Origin of the sequence: Bradyrhizobium erythrophlei, assembly GCF_042430365.1 — a bacterium.
In the GTDB taxonomy this organism is placed as follows: Bacteria; Pseudomonadota; Alphaproteobacteria; order Rhizobiales; family Xanthobacteraceae; genus Bradyrhizobium; species Bradyrhizobium erythrophlei.
The window spans coordinates 75,859-97,331 of the sequence record NZ_JBHMET010000065.1; the positions used below are offsets into that span (position 1 = coordinate 75,859).

Consider the following 21,473-nt stretch of genomic DNA (forward strand, 5'->3'; position numbering starts at 1 on the left):
GCAGGCTGCGCCCAAAGTTGATGCGCAGCCCGCGACTGCGACCTTAGTTCCGGAACGACGGATCGGCGCGATCGAGCTTGCGCAGCAGCGCCGGCCAGGCGAGCTCGCCGTTGCGCGCGGCGCGGCCGGGCTTCGGCAGCATCCGCTCGTAGGTGTCCTCGAGGATGTTCTGCGGCGGGTAAACAAGCTTGGTGTTGCAGGACAGCGCCATCACCTGGGTCTGGCAGGCGCGCTCGAGGCGGAACAGCACGTTGAAGGCCGCGGGCACGGTGCGGCCGACAACGAGCAGGCCGTGGTTGCGCAGGATCATCGCCTCGTTGTCGCCGAGGTCGCGCACCAGCCGCTGGCGCTCGTCGATGTTGTCGGCGATGCCCTCGAAGTCGTGATAGGCGATGTGCAGGAAGCGCATCGAGGTCTGCGCGATCGGCAACAGCCCGCATTCCATCGCCGAGACCGCCATGCCGGCCGGCGTGTGGGTGTGCGCGACGCAGTCGATGTCGTGCTTGGCCATGTGGATGGCGCTGTGAATGACGAAGCCGGCGACGTTGACGTCATAGTCGGAGGCATTGAACAGCGTGTTGCCTTCGACGTCGACCTTGATCAGGCAGGAGGCGTCGATCTCCTCATAGAGCATGCCGTAGGGATTGATCAGGAACTGGTCGGTGGTGCCGGGCACGCGGCAGGAGATGTGGTTGGCGATCATCTCGGTCATGCCGTACATCGCCGCCAGTCGATAGCAGGCGGCGAGATCGACGCGGGCCTGCCATTCCTCGGCGCTGACCTGCTCGCGGACGGATTTGACGACCTTGATCGCGGGCGAGCTGACGGGGGGATTCATGGCGTTTCTCCTGGAGACTGGCGGGCCGTGGCCGGCTTGTTGGCCGCAAACATAGCAGAATTATCCGCTCAGCAAGGCGCGCCTCGTCGGCGTATTTGCAGGTCTGGCGGGCAAAAACCGAATGCGCCATTGGCGCGCGTCGGCTTCGATGTCAGTATGCTGAAAAAGAACGAGGGCGACCCAGCATGAACGATCGCAAGATACGCATCGCCGTCCTGCATTTCTCCCACGAGACCGTCTCCTTCCTGCCGAACGAGACCACGCTCGACGATTTCATCTATCCGGGCTCGCCGGCCAAGGGCGAGGAGCTGCTGCGTTTCGATCCCAAGAATTATATGGGCGGCTTCGTGCAGGTCGCGCGGGAATTTTCCGAAGTCGAGCTGGTCGGCATCGAATCCCCGCTGTGGCCGAAGACCGGGATCGGTTCGGGCTGGGTGACCGAAGAGGCTTACGAGACGTTCGTCGGCAAGATGATCGCGGGGCTGAAGGAGGAGGGGCCGTTCGACGGCGTCTATCTTTGCCTGCATGGCGCGATGGCGGTGCACGGCATTCCGCGTCCCGAGGCCGATCTGGCGCGCCGGGTCCGGCAGGTGGTCGGGCGCAGCGCATTCATCGCCGCGACCTTTGACCTTCACGGCAACGAGGACGAGGCCTTTCTTGAACACGCGGACATGGGGTTCGCGGTCAAATACTTCCCCCATTATGACGCTCATCTGCAGGGTGAACGTGCCGCGCGGACGCTGGTGCGCGCGATCCGCGGCGACTACAGGCCGACGCACAAGACCATCAAGGTGCCGGTGATCTCGCCCACGGTGCTGCAATGGACCGGCGCGTCGCCCTGGATGGATCTCGTGCAGCGCGCCCTGGTCTGGGAGGCGCGCGAGATGGACGTCTATGTCAACATCTTCTTCGGCTTTCCCTTCGCCGATGTGCCCGACGTCGGCATGACGGTGCAGGTGCTGACCAACGACAACCCCAAGCTCGCCGAGCAGGTTGCGCGCGACCTTGCCGGTACGATCTGGCGGCTGCGCGAGGCCCTTCTGCAATCGACAAAGCTCCACAGCATCGCCGACGGCGTCGCGCTGGCGAGGCAAGCGGTTGAGAACGGCAACACGCCGGTCGTGCTGGCCGATCACAGCGACCGCTCGGGCGCGGCGACCTGGTTGTTGCGCGAGATCGTCGCGCAGGACCTTGCCAACACGCTGATCGCAACCATTGCCGATGCGAAGACGACCGCGAGCCTGAAGGCGTCGGGCGCCAAGGCCGGCGACGCCTTCGATATGGAGGTCGGCGGACTCGTCGATGACTCGGCTGGTGAAGCGGTGCGCATCAAGGGCACTATCCTTAGGGCCGTCGAGGGCTACGGCCAGTTCTGGGTCTGCGTCGGTTTCGGCCGCAACAATGTGCTGATCCTCTCGACCTATCTCGTGCAGATCATGGAGCCGTTTTCGCTGAAGGCACTGGTGCCTGACATCGGCGCATTCGATGTGATGGCGATCAAGTCGCGGGTCCACTTCCGACGCGGGTTCGACGACAACGGGTTTGCCAAGACCATCCTGCTGGTCGAGCCCGAGCAGCCGTTCCTCGGCACCACGCGGCTGGACAAACTCCCATACGAGAATGTCGACCTCGCGCGGTTCTATCCTTACGGCAACCCGACGTTTTCGGTGTGACTGAGAGGGAACAAGCGCCATGACCGACGGCCGCTACCGCCTGATCGGATCGACCGCGTCGCCCTACGCGATCAAGCTGCGCGCATTGATGCGCTACCGCAGGATTCCACACGACTGGGTCATCATGACCAAGGCACTGCGCCAGGCGACCGCACATCTCAAGCCGATGCTGATCCCGGTGCTGCAATATCCCGACGGCAGCTATCGCGGCGAGACCACGACGCTCGCCTATGATCTCGAGGCGCGGCACCAGGGACGGTCGGTGATCCCGGAGGACAAGGCGGTCGCATTCGTCTGCGACCTGCTCGAAGACCTCGCCGACGAATGGGCGGTGAAGCCGCTGTTCCTTTACCGCTGGTGGGATCCGGACGACCAGGCCTACGTCTCGCGCTGGGCCGGCGAGGAATGGTCGACGTCGGACGCCGAGACCGGAAGCGCCGGGGAGATCGAGCAGTTCCGGCGGCGACAGATCTCGCGCATGGTCATACTCGGCGCGACGGCCGAGAACAAGCCGCTGCTGGAGGAAAGCTACCGGCGCATCCTCGCGGCCTTCGAGCCGCATGTCGGCATGACGAATTATTTGTTCGGAAGCCGGCCATCGCTGGCGGACTTTGCCTGGTTCGGCCAGCTCAGCGAAATGGCGACCGATCCGACGCCGATGCAGATCATGCGGAAGCGCGCACCCTTCACCGACCATTGGGTGCGGCGGCTCGATGACGCCTCCGGCGTCGAGGGGGCGTGGTATCCGCGCGAACGGGCGCTTGGCGGTTTTGCGGAAGCGTTGCTGCGGATTGCCGGCGAGCTCTATCTGCCGTTCCTGGTCGCCAACGCCGACGCCTTCGCCAAAGGGCTCGACCGGCTGGAGATCAACGTCTGGGAGCTGCCTTACGCGCTGGCGCCGTTCAAATATCAGGTCAAGTGCCTGCAACAGCTTCGGCAGAAGTTTGCCGCGCTTGGTGCGGAGGATCGCGCTCGGTTGCAGCCTTTGCTCGAACGGACCGGGTGCTGGGCGCACCTCGCGGGAGCGTGATTTGTCAGCTCTTGGGGAAGTCCTTGCGCATCGCGATCTCGGCCGCATCGCCCGGCGAGAGCACGGTGCTGTCGAACGCGGCCTGGCGCTGGGTCACGATATCGTAGAGCGAAATCTGTTTGATCGGCTTGGCCAGCAGCAGACGGATGCAGTCGGCCAGGGTTCCATTGTAGACGAGATAGGGCGTCTTGCTGGCCACCCGCTCATTCCTGAGCGAAGGCCATTTCTTCAGGTCGGCCGGCGCATCATAGGCAATCGGCACGCTTTCCTTGAACATGCCCGGACCCCCGGTGATCTTGTCATCGGGAAGGCTAGCCAAGGAGGGTAAACAGAATTGAAACGACGGTTGCTTCGGCATCTCCGCCCGACGATGCTTTCCTTGACAACCATAGGGTGATAGAAACGATAGTTGCGCGAGAGGCGGGATGCCCTCGCGCCGCATTTTGATCGCGATGAATTTGAGCGGATCGCTGCAGGGTTCCCAGGCGGCGATTTCGATGAGCCCCGTCCAGGATTGCAGGGGGAGGTGTCGATGAGCGACAGCGATAAACTGAATCGGCGCGATTTCATCGTCACCACCGCGGGAGCCACCGGCGCGCTGGCCGGCGCGACGTCGATGGCCGCGGCACAGCCGGCCGATCCCCTTGGTCCCGGCTTTGACCAGCAGGACCCGCTGCAGCGCTACTGGAGCAAGCCGCTCGGCGAGCTCGTCCACGTCGATTACGGCCAGGATGCAAGGGAGCTGGAGCGGCCCGAGAGCCAGGAGCGGCATCGGATCTACAGCTACCTCCTGATGAAGCTGATCCTGCGGTTCTGGAACGGCAACAAGAACGGCCCGATCGGAAGTTATCCTCAGCGCGCCAGGCAGCTCGATCCGGCCATACCCAATCGCTATCGCGGCGATCTCAATGAACGCACTGACCGCAGCCATATCTCCTGGGATCGCTATCTCGGCCACAACATCGCCTGTGTCGCGGTCGACGGCCTCGGTCACATCATCGACTTCGACTTCAACCACAACGCCTTCTTCCGAAGCACGGCGGAGCACGCGGAATCGCGACTGGTGCGTCGATTGTTCAGCCTGACCGATATCTTCGACAGCTGGAAGACCGGGCCGCATGTCGACGCCAAACCTCACGCCGCGTTGCTCAGCGAAGTGACGCTGTACACGTCGCTTGAATCCTGCGCGCAGTGTTCGGGGGTGATGTCGCTCGCCGGCGTGAAGCAGATCGTCTACATGCAGAACGATTTCACGGCCTACAAGATCGGCAACATCATGTACAATCTGGCCAACCGTACACCGATCAAGGACAAGGACGGCAACGTCATCGGCAGCGTCGCGGGTGCGCCGGTTCCAATTCCAGGATCGAAGGTCGGACTCGCCGAGTTCGACCGGCTAAACCAGGGCAATCTGGCCTTCATCAAGAAAATGAACCAAGGCAGTGAGCCGTTCTTCAGTTCGGCTGGTATCACCGATCGCGACCCGTCGATCACCTCGTTCCTGTGCACCGACGATGCCTACGACATCTTCAAGGCGGGCGCGGCGAACCTCGATGGTCTTCAGCTGCAATTCGAAAGCTATCGCTTCCCGGTCCAGGACCCGTTGCCCGACGATCCGGCGAAACGGGTGCTGACCAACAAGGAATGCCTGATCGAAGCACAAAAATTCTTCGAATATGTCGACGTCGAAGGTTACCGTGGCTCGCCGCACAAGCTGTGAGGCGAATGAGGCCGCTGTCATGCGACGGCGTTTTCGCGCCGTCGTTACATCAGGGGATGAAGTAGAACGGATTGGGGATCTTGAAGGCGCATTCGAAGTGCGTGCCGGTGGCATTGCCTTCGATATCGCTGCGCTGGTCGCCGATGTCGGCAAGGATCGTGTAGCCCTCCTTCTCGATCTTCTCGCGCTCGCCGCTCTTGAAGGGCACGAGCGAGCCGCCATTGTCGTCGTCGGGCCGGGTCACCAGCCGCGCCCAGCCCTTGAAGCCGGCGGCTGCCAGGTTCTCTTCGGTCTTGGCGCGCTGCTTGTCGCGCCGGCCGGTGATGAAGAAGACGGGGATATTCCGGGATGCGAGATAGTTGAAGAACTGCAGCGTCGGCTGAATCGGGGGCGCGGCGGCCATCATCACCCAGTTATTGAACCCGCATGGCAGCTCGCCGGATTTGCAATCGACATCGAGGAAGAAGCCGAAATCGTCGGCCTTGAGGTTCGGCCAGTTCGACAGCGAGGTTTCGTCGATATCGAGCACGACGGCCGGCTTTGCCACCGACTGCGCCATGCGGCGGTCGATATAGACCCGGGCGTCGGCGATAACAGCGGAAACGTCGTAATCATAGTTGCCGGCCTTGTATGCATTGAGCTGCTTCTTGACCTTGTCGATATTGGTCGGATCGATCTGGTCGACCGGTCCGGGAATTGCCGGGATGCGCGGTTCCCGCAGCGGAGGGCAGTCCTCGGCGCGGACGCTCTGCGGCACGGGAAACATCAACAGGGCAGCGAACGTCGCCGCGTGCAACGCTGGTCCGAGACGGCTCCGCGGAGGCACATCCGAGCGCAGGCGCGCGGATCGAGAAACGAACATGTCAAATCCTCTTGCCAATTCGCTCCGCGGTGCGCAGCGCAAGCGCAGCCAAGGTCAGGGTGGGGTTGGCGGTCGCGCCGCTCGGGAAGGTGCCGCTGCCGACCAGATAGAGGTTGTCGTGGTCGTGCGAGCGCTGGAAGGAGTCCACCACGGATTGGTTGGGGTCGGATCCCATGCGATAGGTGCCCATGAGGTGGCCCGCGCCCATGTAGTTCAACTTCACCAGCTTGCCGCCGATCTCGGCATCGAACCGGGTGGGGTCGTCGTCGGCGACCTCGGTGAAGTCGAAGCGCTTCTCGGTTGCGCCCATGCGCTTGAACAGGAGGTCCTGGAGCTGCTTTGCCGCCACGATGCCGCGCTTGGCATAGGGCGAGATGTTGTAGGCGATCTTCGGCCGCGGCAGGCCGAGGCCGTCGGTTTCTTTGGCCAGCGTCACGCGATTATGCGGGTCGGGGGTCTGCTCGATCAGGAAGCCGATGCGGAACTGGCGCGAGAAGGTCGAGTTCAATGTCGTGATCAGGGATTGGCCGAACAGTCCCTTGCCGGTGTTGCCGTCCGCGTTGAGGCCGCTGCGGTTGACGCCGTTGATGAAATCGATCGCGGTGATGTTGGGATCGCCGCCGACCGCGCCGCCCGCAACCACGAAGTTCCAGCCCTCATTGCCGAGATCGACGCGGAAGGCGCCGCGCTTGTCGCGGAACGGGCCGTCGCGCAGGTCTTCGATCCCGGATGTGATGAGCGGGCCGCGATACGGGAACACGGGATCCTTGGCGATGCCCCAGGCGACGTAATAGGGGTGGTCCATCAGGCAGCGGCCGACCATGCCGCTGCGATTGGCGACGGTCTTGTTCGGCAGTGCATCGTTCCTCGACATCAGGAGAAGACGCGCGGTCTCGATCGCATTGCAGGCGATGACGAAGATCTTGGCCTTGATCGAACCTTCGGTCCTGCGCAGGTTCTGTAGCGTCCCCTGCCTGATGTCGGTGTCGATGCCATAGCGAATGAACTTGACCTCGCTGATCCGGCCGGTGCCGTCGACCACGATCTCGGACGCCACCGTGTGGCTCATCATCGTCACGTTGTGATGGTTGAGCGCTTCGTTGAGCGTGATGGTCGGATCATACTTGGCCTGGATCGGGCAGATCGGGATGCAGTTGGTGTTGCCGGCGCACGCGCGCCGGTTGCGATAGGGCTGCGAATTGCGGGCGGCCGGCGTGCCGCGAACCGGGATCTCGGTCGGCGGTGTCTGCATGCCCAGGAACTGGGTATCGGAAGGCGACAGGTTCTTCAGCGCCTGCCGGATCGCGCGGTCGGTCAGCGATTCCGGAATCCGCGGCATCGGATAGCGTGGGTAGTTGTCCGAGAAATAGATGCCGAGATATTTCTGGTCCTCGACGTCGGCGGAAACGCCGAGCTCGGCCTCGGCCTTGCCGTACCAGTCGACCAGATCGTCGTAGCCGATCGGCCAGTCGACGAAATCGGGCTCGGACGCGCCGTAGAGCGTCTTCATCATGAAGTCGTTCGGCACGAAGCGCAGACTGGTGCCGAGCCAGTGCCCGGTCCCGCCGGCCACGCGCTCATAGGTGCTGCCGAACGGCGTGTTGGGCTGGCTGTCCTCGCGCTTCTCGTTCTGGACGAAATAGGCCTTTTCCGGCTTGGCCCAGGTCGCGGCTCCGAGCGTCATCACGGTCGGCCGTCCCGCGGGGACCTTCGCCGGATCGTTCAGCGCCTCGCTGAACTGGCCGTTGGCGTCGAACATCGTCGGCGTGTAGGGGCTCTCGGGCACCTTGGCCGAGGCCTTGTAGAAGCGGCCCATATAGCCGTTGATGTCGGAGGGGACCTTGGCGCCGGCTTCCAGGATCACGATCCGCTTGCCCCGCTTGGCGAGCTCGATTGCGATCAACGCGCCGGCGAAACCGGACCCGACGATCACGACGTCGATGTCGTCGTTGGCCATGATCAGGTCCCCTTGATGGCGGTGCGGCTGATGAAGTCTTCGAGCGGTTCCGGCGGCCGCGTCCAGTATCCGAACTGCATGTCGCTGTAGCCCATCGGATGGGCCTGGATGACACGCCACAGCCAGCCCTGCGTGTAGGCTTTCGGCGAGATGACGGTGAAGGGGACAAACGCCGGCTTGGCATCCTTTCGCGCGTCGACCAGGCGCTTCAGATCCGCAGGCTCATACCAGGCGCCGAGATACCACATCAGCACGATGCTGCGCGCGAGGTACCTTGTGTCGTCGCTTGCCTGCGACTTGTCGATGATCGCTTGCGGTGTCGCGGCATTCGCCTTGGCAATCTGCAGCAGGGCCATGAAGGACTCTCGCTGCTGCTTCATGACCCAATCGAAATAGTCCCGCTTCAGATCGAGCGCGTCGGTAACGGGTGCGAGCTTCTCGACGTGGATCCCTGTCAGCGCGGACGACAGGTTGTTGAAGGCGACCATGTCGGCGCTGAACAGGTCGAGGGCCGCTGCCGGTTCGCCGCCAAGCGTCACGGCGGCGGTTGTGGCCGCGGCGCCCGCCAGCACGGTGCGTCGCGTCAGATGCGGGCTGCGATCATCGTCGTGCCGCGCCGGTGTCCTGTCGATTGACGTGCTCATCGTTGCGATCCTTCAATGTCAACCAGCGATCGTTCGACGCCGGGGAAAGCCTCAGCGTGCCTTCTCGAGCATGAACGTGAAATCCGATTGGCTGAAATAGACGTCGTTCGGCTGCTTCGGCCGGACATAGCTGGTGGCATTGCCATGGCAGCCCATGCAGCTCGACGAGGCCTGCGGGACGTCGCCCTGGCTGAAAGTCTCCAGCGTCGAATTCGCCATGAAGGGCGGCGCCGGCACGCAATTCATGTCCGGCTGCTTTTCGAAGTCGGTGCGCTCGTCGCTGGTGCCCGCAGGTGCCTTGTCCGCGTTGCATGGGAACGAGCTCGGCCACTGCGTGCCGATCAGCATGTAATGTTGCCACACGGTGTTGCCGAGCAGTGCCTGGAACTGACGGTTCATGCGCTTGGTTGCCTCGGTCAACGGCACGACGCGAGTAATCTGGCTGTTGAACAGCACCTTTCCATCGGCAGTCTTGCGGAACTGCAGGCGATCGAGGGGATCGGGGTCCCACGGTCGTGGCGGCGTCTCGTTGACCGGGCATTTGTCGGTCCGGCACGACGGGTCATAGAAATTGTAGCTCGCGTTCAGCTTGTGACCGGCCGGATCGGCGTCGCGGGCGTCGACGTCCTTCTGTTCCGGGACGTTGTCGACGTGCTCGAACGAGGTCCATATCCATTGCGGGCGGTCCTTGGTCTTGTGCACCACATGGATGCCGACCAGTCCCAGCGTGCGCTCGAGGCAGGGCGGGTCGTTCTGTGCGTCCTCGGTGGCGGGCATCGCCACCAGGGCGTCGACATGATGGAACTTGTTCTTGTTGTCGTCGGGAGTGAGAATCCTCCACGAGACCTTCAACATGATCGCGCCGATTTCGTTGGTGGCGTTGTTGGCCGGCCTGAAGTCGATGCGCCGCGCGGCGTTATCGTCGCTCATCTGTCCGGCGCGGCTGTAGAGCTTGTTCTTGACGATGTAGTCGAACATCACCTTGTTCATCAGGATGTCGAAGATCGCGTAGTTGTTGCGCTGATCGATCAGCGGGCCGGTCTTGAACGGTTGGTTGAAGCTCTCCTCGATCATTTTCACGACCATCCGCTCGGGATGGAGCGCATGAAGGGCCTGGCATGCGAGCGGAACGCTGCGCTCGGCGGGATTCCACTTCGGCTCCACGCCGCCCGGCAGCATTACGCTGAGCAGCGGAATGAAGTTGTTGGAGTCTTCCCAAAATGTCTTCGAATTCGGCTGACCGCTCTCGATGTCCTTCGGGTTGGCGGCCGGCGCGCTGAGCGCGATGAAAGTTCGCCACGAATAGAAGTCGAAGCCGCGTTGACGGTTTTCGACCCCGGTCTTTTCCGGTCCCTTGTCGGTCATGACTTCCGCGCAGGGGAGGCCGGACGTCAAAATGGCATTCTTGGTTGTCGCATCGATCGGCGTGAGGATCGGATTGTTCCTGTCCGGCGACTTTGGATCGGTATCGCTCAGTGTATTGCATTGCGTCGCGGCCGCCTGGCTTTGGGCAGGCGTTGTGCCGATGATCATGGCGAGTGCGAAAAGACCGACCGACTGAAGCGCCAAAAATCCGCTGCGGCGTATCATTGTCTCACCCCTCTAATCTCAAGGCAGGCGAGTATCTGAAAGATTTTGAACGAACTAACTTGAGGTGATCGGAGCGAAGTATTCTCGCCCACCTCACAATGCGCGCCAAATTGAACGCATCCTCAAGTTGTATCGTTATTATGCCCCAAGTCAAGGGTCCTCCCGGCAATCGGGCAGACCGCGCGAGCAGGTTGTAGCAGGGGGATGGTTGGCGGGAACCGCTGGCTTTCCTAGCCGCCGGAGTCCGATCCGTGAGCGGCTTGCAATGTCCGGTGCCGGCTGCCGAGCGCGGTCGCAATCGTGTCCGGGTTCTGAATCTGCTCGATCAGCATGTCGATGCGATCACCGCCCCAGAACAGCTCTCCGTTGAACACCATGGTCGGTACACCGAACACGCCGAGCGCTTCGGCTTCCTCGATGATGCGGTCATGTTCGGCACGGGCAGGGCCGCGAACGTAAGCCTCGAAGTCGCCTGCGGAGCCGCCGATCGCGGTGATCACTCCGCAAATGTCGGTGAGGTCGTCGATCTCGAGGTCGTGGCTCCAGAACCGCCGGAACACAGTATCGTGATAGGGCCGAAACAAATCGTGACGCTGGGCATACAGCATTCCAGCGCTCGAATAGAACGCGTCATAGATTCGACGCGGGCCCTTCATGACGAGACCCTGCGCGTTGGCGAACCGCCGCGCATCCATGTAGGAGTAGCGGACCTTGCGCCAGAAGTGCGGCGTGCGCTCTTCCACGGTGCCCATGAATTCGGGGATGCGCAGCGTATAGGGCAACCATTCCAACTCGACGCCGTACCTGTCCTCGAGCTCGAACAGCCGCTTGTTGGCGACGTACGCGTAGGGGCTCTTGTAGTCGGTGTAGATTCGTACCCGCGGCTTTTGCATTGTCCGTCCTCATCGGCGTCGGGCGATTGTTTCCGATCCGAAGCGGTGAGGCAATGCGAGGGGACTGGATCCCGCGATCCAAACGAATGGGCCCCGGTGCATTCAAGCATCTCGCGGGGCCCTGCTTCTTCGTTTTAGCGAAGGCGTTCTGGTAGACACCAGTAGACTTTGGGGACTTACAAGCGCTTGGCCTTGCGCTCTTGTCCTGCAGATGTACTCAAATTGTCGACGGCGCAACACGGTTAGCAGCTGCTGTTCACCTCTAGCTGCGCCGAGACCTTGCCGTAGAGCAAGGCCGCAGGCTAATGCCCGGTGGCGTCATGCTCCTCTCCAAGAGTGGCCCGACGGACGTCCGTCCGCTTCTACCTGCCTGCCGCCCGATTCCATAATCGGACGTCAATTCCTGCGACGCGGGGAGCTAGCGCTCCGGCACCCCAACAGGTGCAGTTAGCGAAAGGCTGCGGCAGATATGGCCTCCTGTCAAGTTAAGGAGGCTGCCATTTCTGGCCGAGTTCCCGTCAGACCTTGGTCTGACGGTACTGGCTGAAATCGGGGTCGTGGGTCATTTTCCAGTAGTCGACGAACCGCCACGGCATCGCCGAGAACACCCGACCCTGACTGTTGCGGTAGTAAGTCGTCATGCCCGGGTGAGTCCAGATCAACTGCTCATGTTCGGCATCGACCTTGCGGACATATTGATCATGCGCGTCGGGACGCACGTCGATCGCAGCGATGTCTTTCTCGATCATCTCGACCAGGCACGCGGAGATGTAGCGGCTCTGGCACTCCGACTGGAAGATGACGCTGCCGCCGTGTGCCGGACCTGAATTCGGTCCGAGCATCAGGAACAGGTTGGGAAAGTCGGGCACCGTGAGACCGAGATAGGCGGTCGGGTTGTCATGGCGCCAGGCTTGTTTCAGGTTCTTGCCGTCGCGCCCGGTGATATTGAGCCGTGCTGCCATCTCCGAGACCTTGAACCCGGTCGAGATCACGATGATGTCGTGTGGCCGTAGCTTGCTGTCGGCGCTGACGATTCCGTCACGCGCAAAATGGTCGATCCTGTCGGTGACGAGCTCGACATTGGGTTTGGTCAACGTCCTGAACCAGTTGTTGTCGAGCAGGATGCGCTTGCCGTAGGGCGGATAGGTCGGCACGCACTTCTCGATCAGGTCCGGACGCTCCTTGAGCTCCGACAGGATGAAATCGGTCAGCTCCTCGCGATGCCGGTCATTGCCCTTGTTGACGGCGCGATCCGGGTGCGGCCAGGCGGGATCCTTGCGCAGGAATGGCAATAGCCCATCGCCGTAACGCCAGAACATGTTGAAGCGATACCACTGCACATAAAATGGCAGATGCGCCAGCAGCCATTGCGCGCCCTCGGCGATCGGGTCGGAATAGCCCTTCACGGGACGCGCCCATTGCGCGGTGCGCTGGTACACCGTGACCGAAGCCACGCGATCGGCGATCGAGGGCACGAGCTGCATCGCGGTGGCGCCGGTGCCGATGACAGCGACATGCTTGCCATCGAGCTTGATGTCGTCCGACCACAGCGCCGAGTGGACCTTCACGCCGCTGAAATCCTCATCGCCCTTGAAACGTGCCGGTGAGGGGTCGTTGAGCTGGCCGATCGCGCTGACCAGCGCGGTCGATTCGAACGTTTCCTCGCCGTTGTCGGTTCTCAGTGTCGAGATCCAGCGCCGTTTGCCCTCATCCCAACGTGACGCGACGAGCTCGGTGTTGAGGCGGACATTCCTGCGGATGTCGTATTCGCGCACGACCTTGAGCAGGTAATCGAGCAATTCCTGGCGCGGGGCAAAGTAGCGCGTCCACGGATTGCGCGCACCGAACGAGAAGGAATAGGAGTGGTTCGGGGTATCGACGCCGCAGCCGGGATAGCGGTTGACGTACCAGGTGCCGCCGATTTCGTCCTCCTTCTCGACGATCGTGTAGGGGATGCCGAGGCGCCCGAGCGCAACGCCGAGCGCGATCGCGCAGACACCGGCACCGACGATCAGCACATGCTGCTGCGCCAGCGTCTCGTCGGAAGGGCGCTTCTGCCAGCGGACGTCGCGTGGAACGAAAGCCATCTCCTCGCGCATCAGCGGCGCGTATTCGGGCGCCACGTTCTCGCCGAGCGTCGCCCGCATCATCTTGAGCATCAGCTCGTCGCCGGGGTCGCCGATCACGGGCTTGGGCGTGCCGTTCGCGAACAGGTTCAGGACCGCCGCGCGAATTTCGTCCTGGATCTCCTGGGGCACGCCGGCGTCGGGATCGGGGATCAGGCGGACGTCGCGCTTCGGCTTGTAGGGCGGCCCCAGCCATTTCTCGTCGCCGGTCATGTGGACCAGCACCATCAGCAGCACGCGGATGTCGCCTTCCGCGATTGCGGACGACAGGTCGAGGGTCTTGCGCGGGATTCCGATGTTCATGATGCTGTCCTCAGATGGCCGGCGCGTCCGGCATTCCGCCATAGGCGGCCCAGGTGGTACCTGCGATGTAGCCGGCATCGACCGGGAGGTTGATGCCGGTCACACCGCTGCTCAGCGGCGAGAGCAGCCAGGCGATCGCCTGCGCTACCTCGACCGGCTCGACCAGGCGATTCATGGCAGTCGGGCGCGCGAGCAGGTCCCTGTCTAGTGCGCCGGACGCGATGCCGGCTTCGAGCGCCACAGTCCGCGTGAAGCCAGGTGACACCGCGTTGACGCGCACGCCGGCACGGCCCCATTCAGCGGCGAGCGTCTGCGTGATCTGGATGACGCCGGCCTTCGCCGCGGTATACGCGTGGATCGGGCCCGAGGTCATGCCGGCGACGGACGCGACGTTGACGATCGCACCATGCCGACGTTTCGCCATCCCGACGCCGACGCTGCGTGCGACCAGGAATGTGCCGCGCAGATCGATATTGACCTCGCGGTCCCATTGCTCCATCCGCACCCTGTCGATGGAGTGCATCTTGCCGAACACGCCGGCCGCATTGACGAGGCCTGTGATCGGGCCGTGCGCTTTCTCGATGTCGGCAACGCCGGCGACCACGGCGCTCTCGCTGGCAACGTCGAACGGTGCCGGCCAAAGGATGGCGTTGGTTCCGACAAGCGGCTCCGGCGCGATATCGACGATGACGACACGCTGTCCGTGCTCGGCGAGCAGGGTCGCGGTCGCAGCGCCAATGCCGCGGCTGCCACCGGTGATGAGGATGGTGCCGTCAGCGGTCATGGTTGTTGTCCTTGTCGGCAGGGTTGAACAAGCCGCGTGTGATCAGCTTCCGGTAAGCGGAGATGACATAGTCGGGCACTGCGGTGACGCCGTGCTCGGAATAGGAATAGCGGCGGCTGAGATAGCCGCGCGCGCCCATCAACACCTGAACGGTGGCCTCGAACTCTTCGTCGCTGTAGTCAATGATCGCTCCCGCGGTCCGCGCGCGCCTGAGGATGCGGACATAGGCGCTCGAGATGTTGTCGAAGTGCTTCTGGTAGCCGATCGGCGCGAAGAACTCGGCCTCGTTGAGGATGCGCAGGAACTCGGGCACCTCCAGGATGAAGTCGAAGAAGGCGCTGAAGCGCTCGATCTCCTGTCGCGCGGCCTCTGCGGTGCCTGTCCGCTCGCGGATGAAGCGCACCATGTCGAAGCCGATCTTCGGCAGCAGCTGATCGAGCAGCTCCTGCCGGTTCTCGAAATGATTGTAGAAGGTGCCCTGCGCGACGCCGGCGGCCTCGGTGATGCGGGCGACGGACGCCTCGGCATAGCCGTACTTGCCGACGACCTTGGTCGCGGCGTCGAAGATCTTCTGCTTGGTCCAGGCGTTGCGCTCGACGCGGTTGAGCTTTGCCACCTTGGCCGATGTTGATTGCGTCATATGGTGGCCTCGAGTTCGGCGCGTAGGACGCGCTTGAGTACCTTTCCGGATGGATTGCGCGGCAGGCTGTCGCGGATGATCAGCTGCTTCGGCACTTTGAAGCCGGCGAGACGTTCGCGGCAGTGATCGGCGAGGGCGGGCAGCGTCAGCGTCGCGCCATCCGCGAGCACCACGATTGCGACCGGCCTCTCGCCCCAGCGGCCGTCGGGAAGCCCGATCACGGCGACCTCGCGCACCTCGGGCATTTCGTAGATCACGCGCTCGACCTCGGAGGAGGCGATGTTCTCGCCGCCCGAGATGATCATGTCCTTCTTGCGGTCAGTCAGATACAGGAAGCCGTCCTGGTCGAGATAGCCGATGTCGCCGGTGCGGAACCAGTCGCCGAAGAAGGCGGAGGCTGTCTTCTCGGGGTCCTTCCAGTAACCCTGCGTCACCTTCGGGCCGCGCAGGCAGATCTCGCCGTTCTGGCCCGCGGGCAGGCGCCTGCCGTCATCGTCGCGGATTTCGATTTCGACATGGGCGATGGCGCGGCCGGTCGAGCCGATCTTCTCGATCTCGCGGCCGGGCTCCATGAAGGTGTCGCCGCCGCAACTCTCGGTCAGGCCGTAGGCGTCGATGTAGCGTGCATTGGTGAAATACTCCGAGAAGGTGCGGATGCGTGCCTCCGGCGTTTTCTCGCCGCCGCCGATCGCCCATCTGAGGCTGGAGACATCGTAGCGTTCGCGGTTCGGGCAGGTGAGCAGGGCCGTTGTCATCACCGGCGCGAACCACGCGGCGGTGAGCTTCTCTCTCTCGATCGCGGCCAGTGCCGGTTCGGGTTCGAAGTGGCGATGAATGCAGAGCATGCCGCCGTGCCAGAGCACGGCGATGCCGGGCAAATCGAGCGCGCCGACGTGGTAGAGCGGGCCGACGACAAGCAGGCGGGTGTCGGCATTCAGTCCGAGCACCAGCGTCTGGTCGGCCGACTTCCAGTACATATTCTCGTAGGTGAGCATCACGCCCTTGGGGCGATCGGTCGTGCCTGATGTGTACATCAGGCGCATCAGGTCGCGGGGCTGACGGACATGCATCGGCGCCGGCGCGATGTCGGGCGCAAGACTTATGATGCTCGACTGTGCGACCTCGTCGAGCAGTACCACCGGAGCACCGCCGGTTGCGATCGCCGCAAGCTCCTTGTCTGCGACCAACAGGCGCGCGCCGGAATTGCCGACGATGTAGCCGACCTCGTCGGCCGCGAGCCGATAGTTGATCGGCAGGAACACCGCGCCGATGTGGCTCGTCGCGAACACCAGTTCGAGGAAGGCCGTGCTGTTCTTCATCAGGACGGCGACGACGTCGCCCGGGCCGATGCCGCGTGAGGCGAGCCAGCCGGCGGCCTGCCGGATCTGCAGATCGAAGCTCGCATAGGAGACATCCTCGCCGCGATATTTCAGCGCACAGCGGTTCGGGGTCCGCCGGGCATGAAACGCGATGAAGCTCGAAAGATTGATCATTCGCTGCTCGGGGGCCGGTTTCCGGTCCCATTCCTCCCTGGATGAATTCTGACTCATAGTTCATATTTGGCTTGACGTCACCCCCCTTGCTCTGAAAACATTGTGGCCGTGGAGACGGAACGATCTCCGGCAGGGACTTTGGGAACGCGAACCCGACAGGGAGAGGAAAATGAAGAGAACCCGTAAACCGGGCATCAGCCGCCGCTCGACTCTCGCGCTGATGGGCGCCGGCGCGGTGTCCTTCGCGACGCCGTGGGTGGCGCGCGCGCAGGCCAAGACCATCAAGATCGGCATGCCGACCATCCTGTCGGGCCGTGTCGCGCAGCTCGGAACCTCTTCGCGTAACGCGGTTTTGCTTGAGGTTGAGAAGGTCAACGCCGCAGGCGGTCTTGCCGGCCGGCAGATCGAGATGGTGATCCGCGATTCCAAGGGCCAGCCGCAGGAAGCCGCGCGCGTCGCGCGTGAGCTCGTCAACACCGATGGCTGCGAACTTCTGATCGATGCCGAAGCTTCGTCCGGCGCGTTTGCGGTGCATGAGGTTGCCCGCGACCTCGGCGTGTTCTGCATCCACACCAACTCGGAGACGTCGGCGCTGACGGCCGATCCGAAGCAGCACATCCCCAATGCGTTCCGGACCGCGCGGCAGGGCGTGCACGATTCCATTGTCGGCGGCAGCTATGCCGCGGCAATCGCGAAGGCCAAGGGTCTGAAGAAGTGGGCGACCTGCTCGCCGGACTATGCCTATGGCCGCGACACCACCGGAGAGTTCACGCTCTATCTGAAGCGCTTTGCGCCCGATGTCGAAATCATCAGCGATTCCTGGCCGAAGCTGTTCCAGCCCGATTACACCGAAGTCGTCACCAAGATCCTGCAGGCCAAGCCGCAAGCGCTCTACTCGTGCCTGTGGGGCGGCGATCTCACGTCCTATATCGACCAGGCCAACATCTACGCGCTGTTCAGCCAGATGGAGGTGTTTGCGGTCAATATGGCCGACTACACCGCGCTGACCGTGGTGAAGAATCTGCCCAAGGGCATCCACTCCGGCAATCGCTACATCAAGACATTCCCGGGGACGCCGGAGAACGCGGCATGGGGCGATGCCTACAAGGCCAAATACAATGAATACCCGACCAACTGGTCGTGGGAGAATGCCACCGCAATCATGCTGATCGCGGAAGCGTCGAAAAAGGCGAACTCCGCGGACGGCAAGAAGATCGCGGAGGCCCTCCGCGGCCTGACCGTCAAATGCCCGTTCGGCGCCGATGGCACGGTAACGATGCGCGGCGAAGACCAGACCCTGATCGGCTACGCGATCGGCTGGGGCACCACGATCCCGCAGGAGCCCTACGTGCCCGACGTCAAGGCCGGCGACTGGAAGACCATCCTCGAACTCGAAGCCGAGTGGAAGAAGAGCAAGGGCTACGCCTGAGCCGTCCGCGTGGCGGAGGCAGTAGTGCTGCCTCCGCCCGTTACTGAACGTCAGTTGCGCGCCGATCGCTGCGGCCCGCCGTAATGGATATCGCCCCGTGGACCTCGACGCGCTCGCCGGCTGTTTCATCAGTCCCGCCTGCCTGGTGACGCAAACCACCAGCGGCCTCATCATCGGCATGCTGCTGTTTCTTGTCGCCGTCGGCCTGACGCTGATCTTCGGCGTGCTCAAGGTCGTCAATTTCAGCCACGGCGCCTTCTACATGTTCGGCGCCTATTTTGCGATGACCGCCTACCAGCTCACCGGCAGCTTCGCATTGGCGATGCTCTGTGGCGCCGCCGGAACGGCGATCCTTGGCCTGATCTTCGAGCGCGTATTCATGAGCCGCGTCTATGGCGCCGATGTCTTGATGCAGCTTCTGGTCTGCTACGCCTTCGTGCTGATCTTCGACGACGTCGTGCGCATGATCTGGGGGCCGGAGTTCAAGTCGATGGGCATGCCGGCCGCCTTCCAGGTGCCGCCGCTCTTCATCGCCGGCGGCGTGGTGCCGCCCTATTATCTGCTGCTGATCGGTGTCGCGCTGGCAGCGGCCTTGATCCTCGGACTGGGTTTGGCGCGCAGCCGGATCGGCAAGGTGATCCGCGCGGCGGCACATAATCCGGGCATGGTGTCCGCGCTCGGCATCAATACCGGGCTGATCTATGGCGGCGTGTTCGCGCTCGGCGGCATGCTGGCCGGACTGGCCGGGGCGCTGGCCGCGCCGGTCCGCTCGTTGACGCCGGGCATGGGATTTTCGGTCCTGATCGAGTCCTTCATCGTCACCGTGATCGGCGGCATGGGCTCGATCCTGGGCGCGCTGATCGGCGCGCTCCTGATCGGCCTGATCCGCTCGTTCGGATCGCTCGGCTTTCCGCTGTTCACCGAGGGGCTGATGTATCTGTTCATGGTGATCGTGCTGGTATCGCGGCCGACCGGCCTGTTCGGCAAGGAGGTCGCATGACCGAACTGCAGGCCGGGCAGGAGGCGGGCACGATCGCAACGTCTCGCGCGGGAGTAGGGCCACGACGACAACGTGATGTCCTGATTGCACTCGCCGCCTTTGCCGTGCTGGCGCTGCTGCCGGCGATTTTCAGCAGCAAGCTGCTGCTCGATTTCGTGATCCGCTGCGCAGCCTACGGCCTGTTCGCAACGTCGCTCAACCTGCTCGTTGGCTACAGCGGGATGATCTCGTTCGGCCACGGCATGTTCTTCGGGCTCGGCGCTTACGGCTTTGGTCTCTTGATGCAGAAGACCGGTGTATCGGTCCCGGTGGCCTTTATCGCCACGTTGGCGATCACATGCGTCGTGGCGGCCATCATCGGCGCGATCTGCGTGCGGTTGAAGGAGATCTATTTCGCCTTCGTCACGCTGGCGTTCCAGATGCTGATCCATTCGACGATCCTGTCCTGGGTGTCGCTGACCGGCGGCGATCAGGGCCTGCGCGGCGGCATTCCGCGGCCGCCCTTCCTCGGCATCGACCTGTCGAACCATCTGCATCTCTACATCGCGAGCTGCGCGCTTTTGGTGATCGGGCTGCTCCTGATGCGCCAGATCGCGCAATCGCCGTTCGGCTACACCTTGCGGATGATCCGCGACAATGCCACGCGCGCGAGCTTCATCGGCATCGACGTCTGGCGGGCCAAGCTGACGATCTTCGTGCTTGCGGCGCTGTTCGCCTCGACCGGCGGCATGGTCATGACGCTGTTCGTCTCCGGCGCCTATCCCGAATTCGCCTATTGGACCATCTCCGGCGAGGGCATCTTCATCAACATGCTCGGCGGCGTCACCACGTTCCTTGGGCCGATGGTCGGCACCGTGCTGCTGCTGCTGCTTAACGACACCGTGACCCGGCTGACCGAATACCACGGCATCGTGCTCGGCGTCGTGATCCTGTTTTTCGCCATCGGCCTGCGCAAGGGCCTGATGGACTTCGTCGTCCAATGGTACGCGCAACGTCGCGGCAAGGCTGAGGGCTAGCCATGCTGGAGATCCGCGATCTCTCGAAATCCTTCGGCGGCGTCAAGGCGACGGACAACGTCTCGCTCGACTTCGCCGACGGATCGCTCACTGCCGTGATTGGTCCCAACGGCGCCGGCAAGAGCACGTTCTTCAACCTCATCACCGGCGCCCTGAAGCCGGATGCCGGCCAGATCCTCCTCCACGGCGTCGACATGGCGGGCAAGTCGCCGCCGGAGATCGTTCGCCACGGCATCGGGCGCGCCTTCCAGGTCGCGAGCATCTTTCCCTCGCTGACGGTGGAGGAGACGATGCTCGCCGCTGTCTGCGCCGACCAGCGCCGCGCCAGCGTGATGCACCGGAGCTTCCCTCTGGCTGAGACGCGTGACCGCGCCGAACACGTGATGGAGCTGCTCGGGCTCGCCACCAAGCGCAATCGCACCGCGGCGACGCTCTCGCATGGCGACCAGAAGCTGCTCGATATCGCGCTCGCGTTGGTGCTCGATCCCAAGGTGCTGTTGCTGGACGAGCCCACTGCAGGCATGGGCACCGAGGAGCGTTGGCGCATGATCGACAAGGTGCGCGAGCTCTGGGAGAAGCAGAAGATCACGGTTGTGTTCATCGAGCACGACATGGACATCGTGTTCAAGATCGCGCCTCGGATCGTCGTGCTGTGCTACGGGCGGATCCTGGCAAGCGGCACGCCCGATGCGATCCGCAAGAACGATGCGGTGATCGAAGCCTATCTCGGCAGCGAGGACCATGCGGGAGCCGTCGCATGAGCGCGCAGCCGGTGGTCCAGGTCGAAGACCTCGACGTTTACTACGGCACCAGCCAGATCCTGTTCGGCGTCGGGCTGTCGGTGCGGCAGGGCGAGACCATGGCGCTGCTCGGCCGCAACGGCGCCGGCAAGTCGACTACCATGAAGGCGATCATGGGGCTGGCGCCGGCACGCCGCGGCAAGGTGACCTTGCGCGGCAGCGTGGTGTCGGGGATGAAGTCCCACCACATTGCACGCGCCGGGCTCGGCTTCGTTCCTGAAGACCGGCAGATGTTCCCGGAACACACCGTCGAGGACAATCTGGTCATCGGCCAGAAGAAGGGCCCGAACGGCGAAGACGAATGGTCGATCCGCCGGATCTATGACGTGTTTCCACTGCTGGAGCCGCTGCGTTACCGGATCGCCGGACGGCTGTCCGGCGGCGAGCAGCAGATGCTGGCGATCGCACGCACGCTGATGGGCAATCCGGCGCTGTTGCTACTGGACGAGCCGAGCGAGGGGCTGGCGCCGATTATCGTGCAGCGCATCGGCGAACTACTTCGGCAGCTCCGCGGCACCGGTGCCACGGTATTGATCGCCGAGCAAAACATGCATTTTTGCCTTGGCCTTGCGAGCCACGCGACGGTTATCGACAAGGGCCAGATCGTCTACACATCCTCCATCGAAGAGTTGAAGGCCAACGACAACATTCGGCAGCGCTATCTGGCGCTGTAGG

The 21,473-nt window shown here is 63.2% G+C and carries 19 protein-coding genes; 8 read left to right on the plus strand and 11 right to left on the minus strand.

Translation table 11 applies throughout. From position 1 onward, the window contains the following. Positions 1-43: 43 nt before the first annotated feature. Complete coding sequence (locus ACFFWD_RS11940) at positions 44-838, minus strand: class II aldolase/adducin family protein (protein WP_376965165.1); 795 nt, start codon at positions 836-838, stop codon at positions 44-46. 185 nt (positions 839-1,023) lie between these two features. On the opposite strand from ACFFWD_RS11940, the gene ACFFWD_RS11945 reads away from it, so the two are divergent. Together ACFFWD_RS11945 and ACFFWD_RS11950 are read left to right on the plus strand one after the other, a co-directional pair. After that, positions 1,024-2,511 carry a M81 family metallopeptidase gene (locus ACFFWD_RS11945; RefSeq protein WP_376965167.1) on the plus strand — a complete coding sequence of 496 codons (1,488 nt, stop codon included), beginning with the start codon at positions 1,024-1,026 and terminating at the stop codon, positions 2,509-2,511. Positions 2,512-2,530: 19 nt separating this feature from the next. Next, positions 2,531-3,541 (plus strand): glutathione S-transferase N-terminal domain-containing protein, encoded by a 1,011-nt coding sequence (locus ACFFWD_RS11950; protein WP_376965169.1) that lies wholly within the window; start codon positions 2,531-2,533, stop codon positions 3,539-3,541. Between the two features lie 4 nt (positions 3,542-3,545). Here ACFFWD_RS11950 and ACFFWD_RS11955 read toward each other — a convergent pair whose 3' ends face one another. Continuing rightward, the gene (locus ACFFWD_RS11955) at positions 3,546-3,818 is read right to left on the minus strand and encodes a hypothetical protein (protein WP_376965171.1); all 273 of its coding nucleotides are present in this window, start codon (positions 3,816-3,818) and stop codon (positions 3,546-3,548) included. A 255-nt stretch (positions 3,819-4,073) separates the two neighbouring features. Between ACFFWD_RS11955 and ACFFWD_RS11960 the strand changes: the two genes are divergently transcribed. Further along, entirely contained in the window at positions 4,074-5,261 is a 1,188-nt protein-coding gene (locus tag ACFFWD_RS11960; RefSeq protein WP_376965173.1) for a twin-arginine translocation signal domain-containing protein, read from the plus strand. Between the two features lie 49 nt (positions 5,262-5,310). On the opposite strand, the gene ACFFWD_RS11965 is transcribed toward ACFFWD_RS11960, so the two are convergent. The 9 genes from ACFFWD_RS11965 to ACFFWD_RS12005 all read right to left on the minus strand — a co-directional run bounded on the left by ACFFWD_RS11965 (position 5,311) and on the right by ACFFWD_RS12005 (position 16,553). Continuing rightward, complete coding sequence (locus ACFFWD_RS11965) at positions 5,311-6,123, minus strand: HAD family acid phosphatase (RefSeq protein ID WP_376965177.1); 813 nt, start codon at positions 6,121-6,123, stop codon at positions 5,311-5,313. 1 nt (position 6,124) lies between these two features. Further along, positions 6,125-8,080, minus strand: a complete 1,956-nt coding sequence (locus ACFFWD_RS11970) for a GMC family oxidoreductase (RefSeq protein ID WP_376965179.1) — start codon at positions 8,078-8,080, stop codon at positions 6,125-6,127. Positions 8,081-8,082: 2 nt separating this feature from the next. Then, the gene (locus ACFFWD_RS11975) at positions 8,083-8,724 is read right to left on the minus strand and encodes a sugar dehydrogenase complex small subunit (RefSeq protein WP_376965181.1); all 642 of its coding nucleotides are present in this window, start codon (positions 8,722-8,724) and stop codon (positions 8,083-8,085) included. A gap of 51 nt (positions 8,725-8,775) precedes the next feature. Beyond that, positions 8,776-10,314, minus strand: coding sequence for a hypothetical protein (locus ACFFWD_RS11980; protein ID WP_376965183.1), 1,539 nt, complete (start codon positions 10,312-10,314; stop codon positions 8,776-8,778). A gap of 230 nt (positions 10,315-10,544) precedes the next feature. Continuing rightward, positions 10,545-11,207 carry a 2-hydroxychromene-2-carboxylate isomerase gene (locus ACFFWD_RS11985; protein WP_376965185.1) on the minus strand — a complete coding sequence of 221 codons (663 nt, stop codon included), beginning with the start codon at positions 11,205-11,207 and terminating at the stop codon, positions 10,545-10,547. Positions 11,208-11,725: 518 nt separating this feature from the next. Continuing rightward, complete coding sequence (locus ACFFWD_RS11990) at positions 11,726-13,636, minus strand: flavin-containing monooxygenase (protein ID WP_376965187.1); 1,911 nt, start codon at positions 13,634-13,636, stop codon at positions 11,726-11,728. Between the two features lie 10 nt (positions 13,637-13,646). Next, positions 13,647-14,420 carry an SDR family NAD(P)-dependent oxidoreductase gene (locus ACFFWD_RS11995; RefSeq protein WP_376965189.1) on the minus strand — a complete coding sequence of 258 codons (774 nt, stop codon included), beginning with the start codon at positions 14,418-14,420 and terminating at the stop codon, positions 13,647-13,649. After that, on the minus strand, positions 14,410-15,060 hold the full coding sequence (locus ACFFWD_RS12000; RefSeq protein WP_376965191.1) for a TetR/AcrR family transcriptional regulator: 651 nt from the start codon (positions 15,058-15,060) through the stop codon (positions 14,410-14,412). The genes ACFFWD_RS11995 and ACFFWD_RS12000 overlap by 11 nt, the downstream gene beginning before the upstream one ends. After that, complete coding sequence (locus ACFFWD_RS12005) at positions 15,057-16,553, minus strand: AMP-binding protein (RefSeq protein ID WP_376965193.1); 1,497 nt, start codon at positions 16,551-16,553, stop codon at positions 15,057-15,059. Before ACFFWD_RS12005 ends, ACFFWD_RS12000 begins: the two co-directional genes overlap by 4 nt. Positions 16,554-16,722: 169 nt before the next feature. Between ACFFWD_RS12005 and ACFFWD_RS12010 the strand changes: the two genes are divergently transcribed. From ACFFWD_RS12010 to ACFFWD_RS12030, 5 genes are all read left to right on the plus strand, one after another. Then, on the plus strand, positions 16,723-17,982 hold the full coding sequence (locus tag ACFFWD_RS12010; RefSeq protein ID WP_376965195.1) for an ABC transporter substrate-binding protein: 1,260 nt from the start codon (positions 16,723-16,725) through the stop codon (positions 17,980-17,982). A 97-nt stretch (positions 17,983-18,079) separates the two neighbouring features. Continuing rightward, positions 18,080-18,982: a branched-chain amino acid ABC transporter permease gene (locus ACFFWD_RS12015; protein WP_376965197.1), complete on the plus strand. Its 903-nt coding sequence runs from the start codon at positions 18,080-18,082 to the stop codon at positions 18,980-18,982. Continuing rightward, positions 18,979-19,998: a branched-chain amino acid ABC transporter permease gene (locus tag ACFFWD_RS12020; protein WP_376965199.1), complete on the plus strand. Its 1,020-nt coding sequence runs from the start codon at positions 18,979-18,981 to the stop codon at positions 19,996-19,998. Before ACFFWD_RS12015 ends, ACFFWD_RS12020 begins: the two co-directional genes overlap by 4 nt. A 2-nt stretch (positions 19,999-20,000) precedes the next feature. After that, on the plus strand, positions 20,001-20,759 hold the full coding sequence (locus ACFFWD_RS12025; RefSeq protein WP_376965201.1) for an ABC transporter ATP-binding protein: 759 nt from the start codon (positions 20,001-20,003) through the stop codon (positions 20,757-20,759). Continuing rightward, entirely contained in the window at positions 20,756-21,472 is a 717-nt protein-coding gene (locus ACFFWD_RS12030; protein ID WP_376965203.1) for an ABC transporter ATP-binding protein, read from the plus strand. Before ACFFWD_RS12025 ends, ACFFWD_RS12030 begins: the two co-directional genes overlap by 4 nt. Position 21,473: the final 1 nt, after the last annotated feature.

Bases quoted from the DNA above. Each gene is read 5' to 3' on its own strand.
- ACFFWD_RS12030 (WP_376965203.1), top strand. From the start codon at position 20,756: ATGAGCGCGCAGCCGGTGGTCCAGGTCGAAGACCTCGACGTTTACTAC.
- ACFFWD_RS11965 (WP_376965177.1), bottom strand. From the start codon at position 6,123: ATGTTCGTTTCTCGATCCGCGCGCCTGCGCTCGGATGTGCCTCCGCGG.
- ACFFWD_RS11990 (WP_376965187.1), bottom strand. From the start codon at position 13,636: ATGAACATCGGAATCCCGCGCAAGACCCTCGACCTGTCGTCCGCAATC.
- ACFFWD_RS11955 (WP_376965171.1), bottom strand. From the start codon at position 3,818: ATGTTCAAGGAAAGCGTGCCGATTGCCTATGATGCGCCGGCCGACCTG.
- ACFFWD_RS11950 (WP_376965169.1), top strand. From the start codon at position 2,531: ATGACCGACGGCCGCTACCGCCTGATCGGATCGACCGCGTCGCCCTAC.
- ACFFWD_RS11960 (WP_376965173.1), top strand. From the start codon at position 4,074: ATGAGCGACAGCGATAAACTGAATCGGCGCGATTTCATCGTCACCACC.
- ACFFWD_RS12010 (WP_376965195.1), top strand. From the start codon at position 16,723: ATGAAGAGAACCCGTAAACCGGGCATCAGCCGCCGCTCGACTCTCGCG.
- ACFFWD_RS12005 (WP_376965193.1), bottom strand. From the start codon at position 16,553: ATGATCAATCTTTCGAGCTTCATCGCGTTTCATGCCCGGCGGACCCCG.
- ACFFWD_RS12020 (WP_376965199.1), top strand. From the start codon at position 18,979: ATGACCGAACTGCAGGCCGGGCAGGAGGCGGGCACGATCGCAACGTCT.
- ACFFWD_RS11945 (WP_376965167.1), top strand. From the start codon at position 1,024: ATGAACGATCGCAAGATACGCATCGCCGTCCTGCATTTCTCCCACGAG.
- ACFFWD_RS12025 (WP_376965201.1), top strand. From the start codon at position 20,001: ATGCTGGAGATCCGCGATCTCTCGAAATCCTTCGGCGGCGTCAAGGCG.
- ACFFWD_RS11980 (WP_376965183.1), bottom strand. From the start codon at position 10,314: ATGATACGCCGCAGCGGATTTTTGGCGCTTCAGTCGGTCGGTCTTTTC.
- ACFFWD_RS11985 (WP_376965185.1), bottom strand. From the start codon at position 11,207: ATGCAAAAGCCGCGGGTACGAATCTACACCGACTACAAGAGCCCCTAC.
- ACFFWD_RS11975 (WP_376965181.1), bottom strand. From the start codon at position 8,724: ATGAGCACGTCAATCGACAGGACACCGGCGCGGCACGACGATGATCGC.
- ACFFWD_RS11970 (WP_376965179.1), bottom strand. From the start codon at position 8,080: ATGGCCAACGACGACATCGACGTCGTGATCGTCGGGTCCGGTTTCGCC.
- ACFFWD_RS11940 (WP_376965165.1), bottom strand. From the start codon at position 838: ATGAATCCCCCCGTCAGCTCGCCCGCGATCAAGGTCGTCAAATCCGTC.
- ACFFWD_RS11995 (WP_376965189.1), bottom strand. From the start codon at position 14,420: ATGACCGCTGACGGCACCATCCTCATCACCGGTGGCAGCCGCGGCATT.
- ACFFWD_RS12000 (WP_376965191.1), bottom strand. From the start codon at position 15,060: ATGACGCAATCAACATCGGCCAAGGTGGCAAAGCTCAACCGCGTCGAG.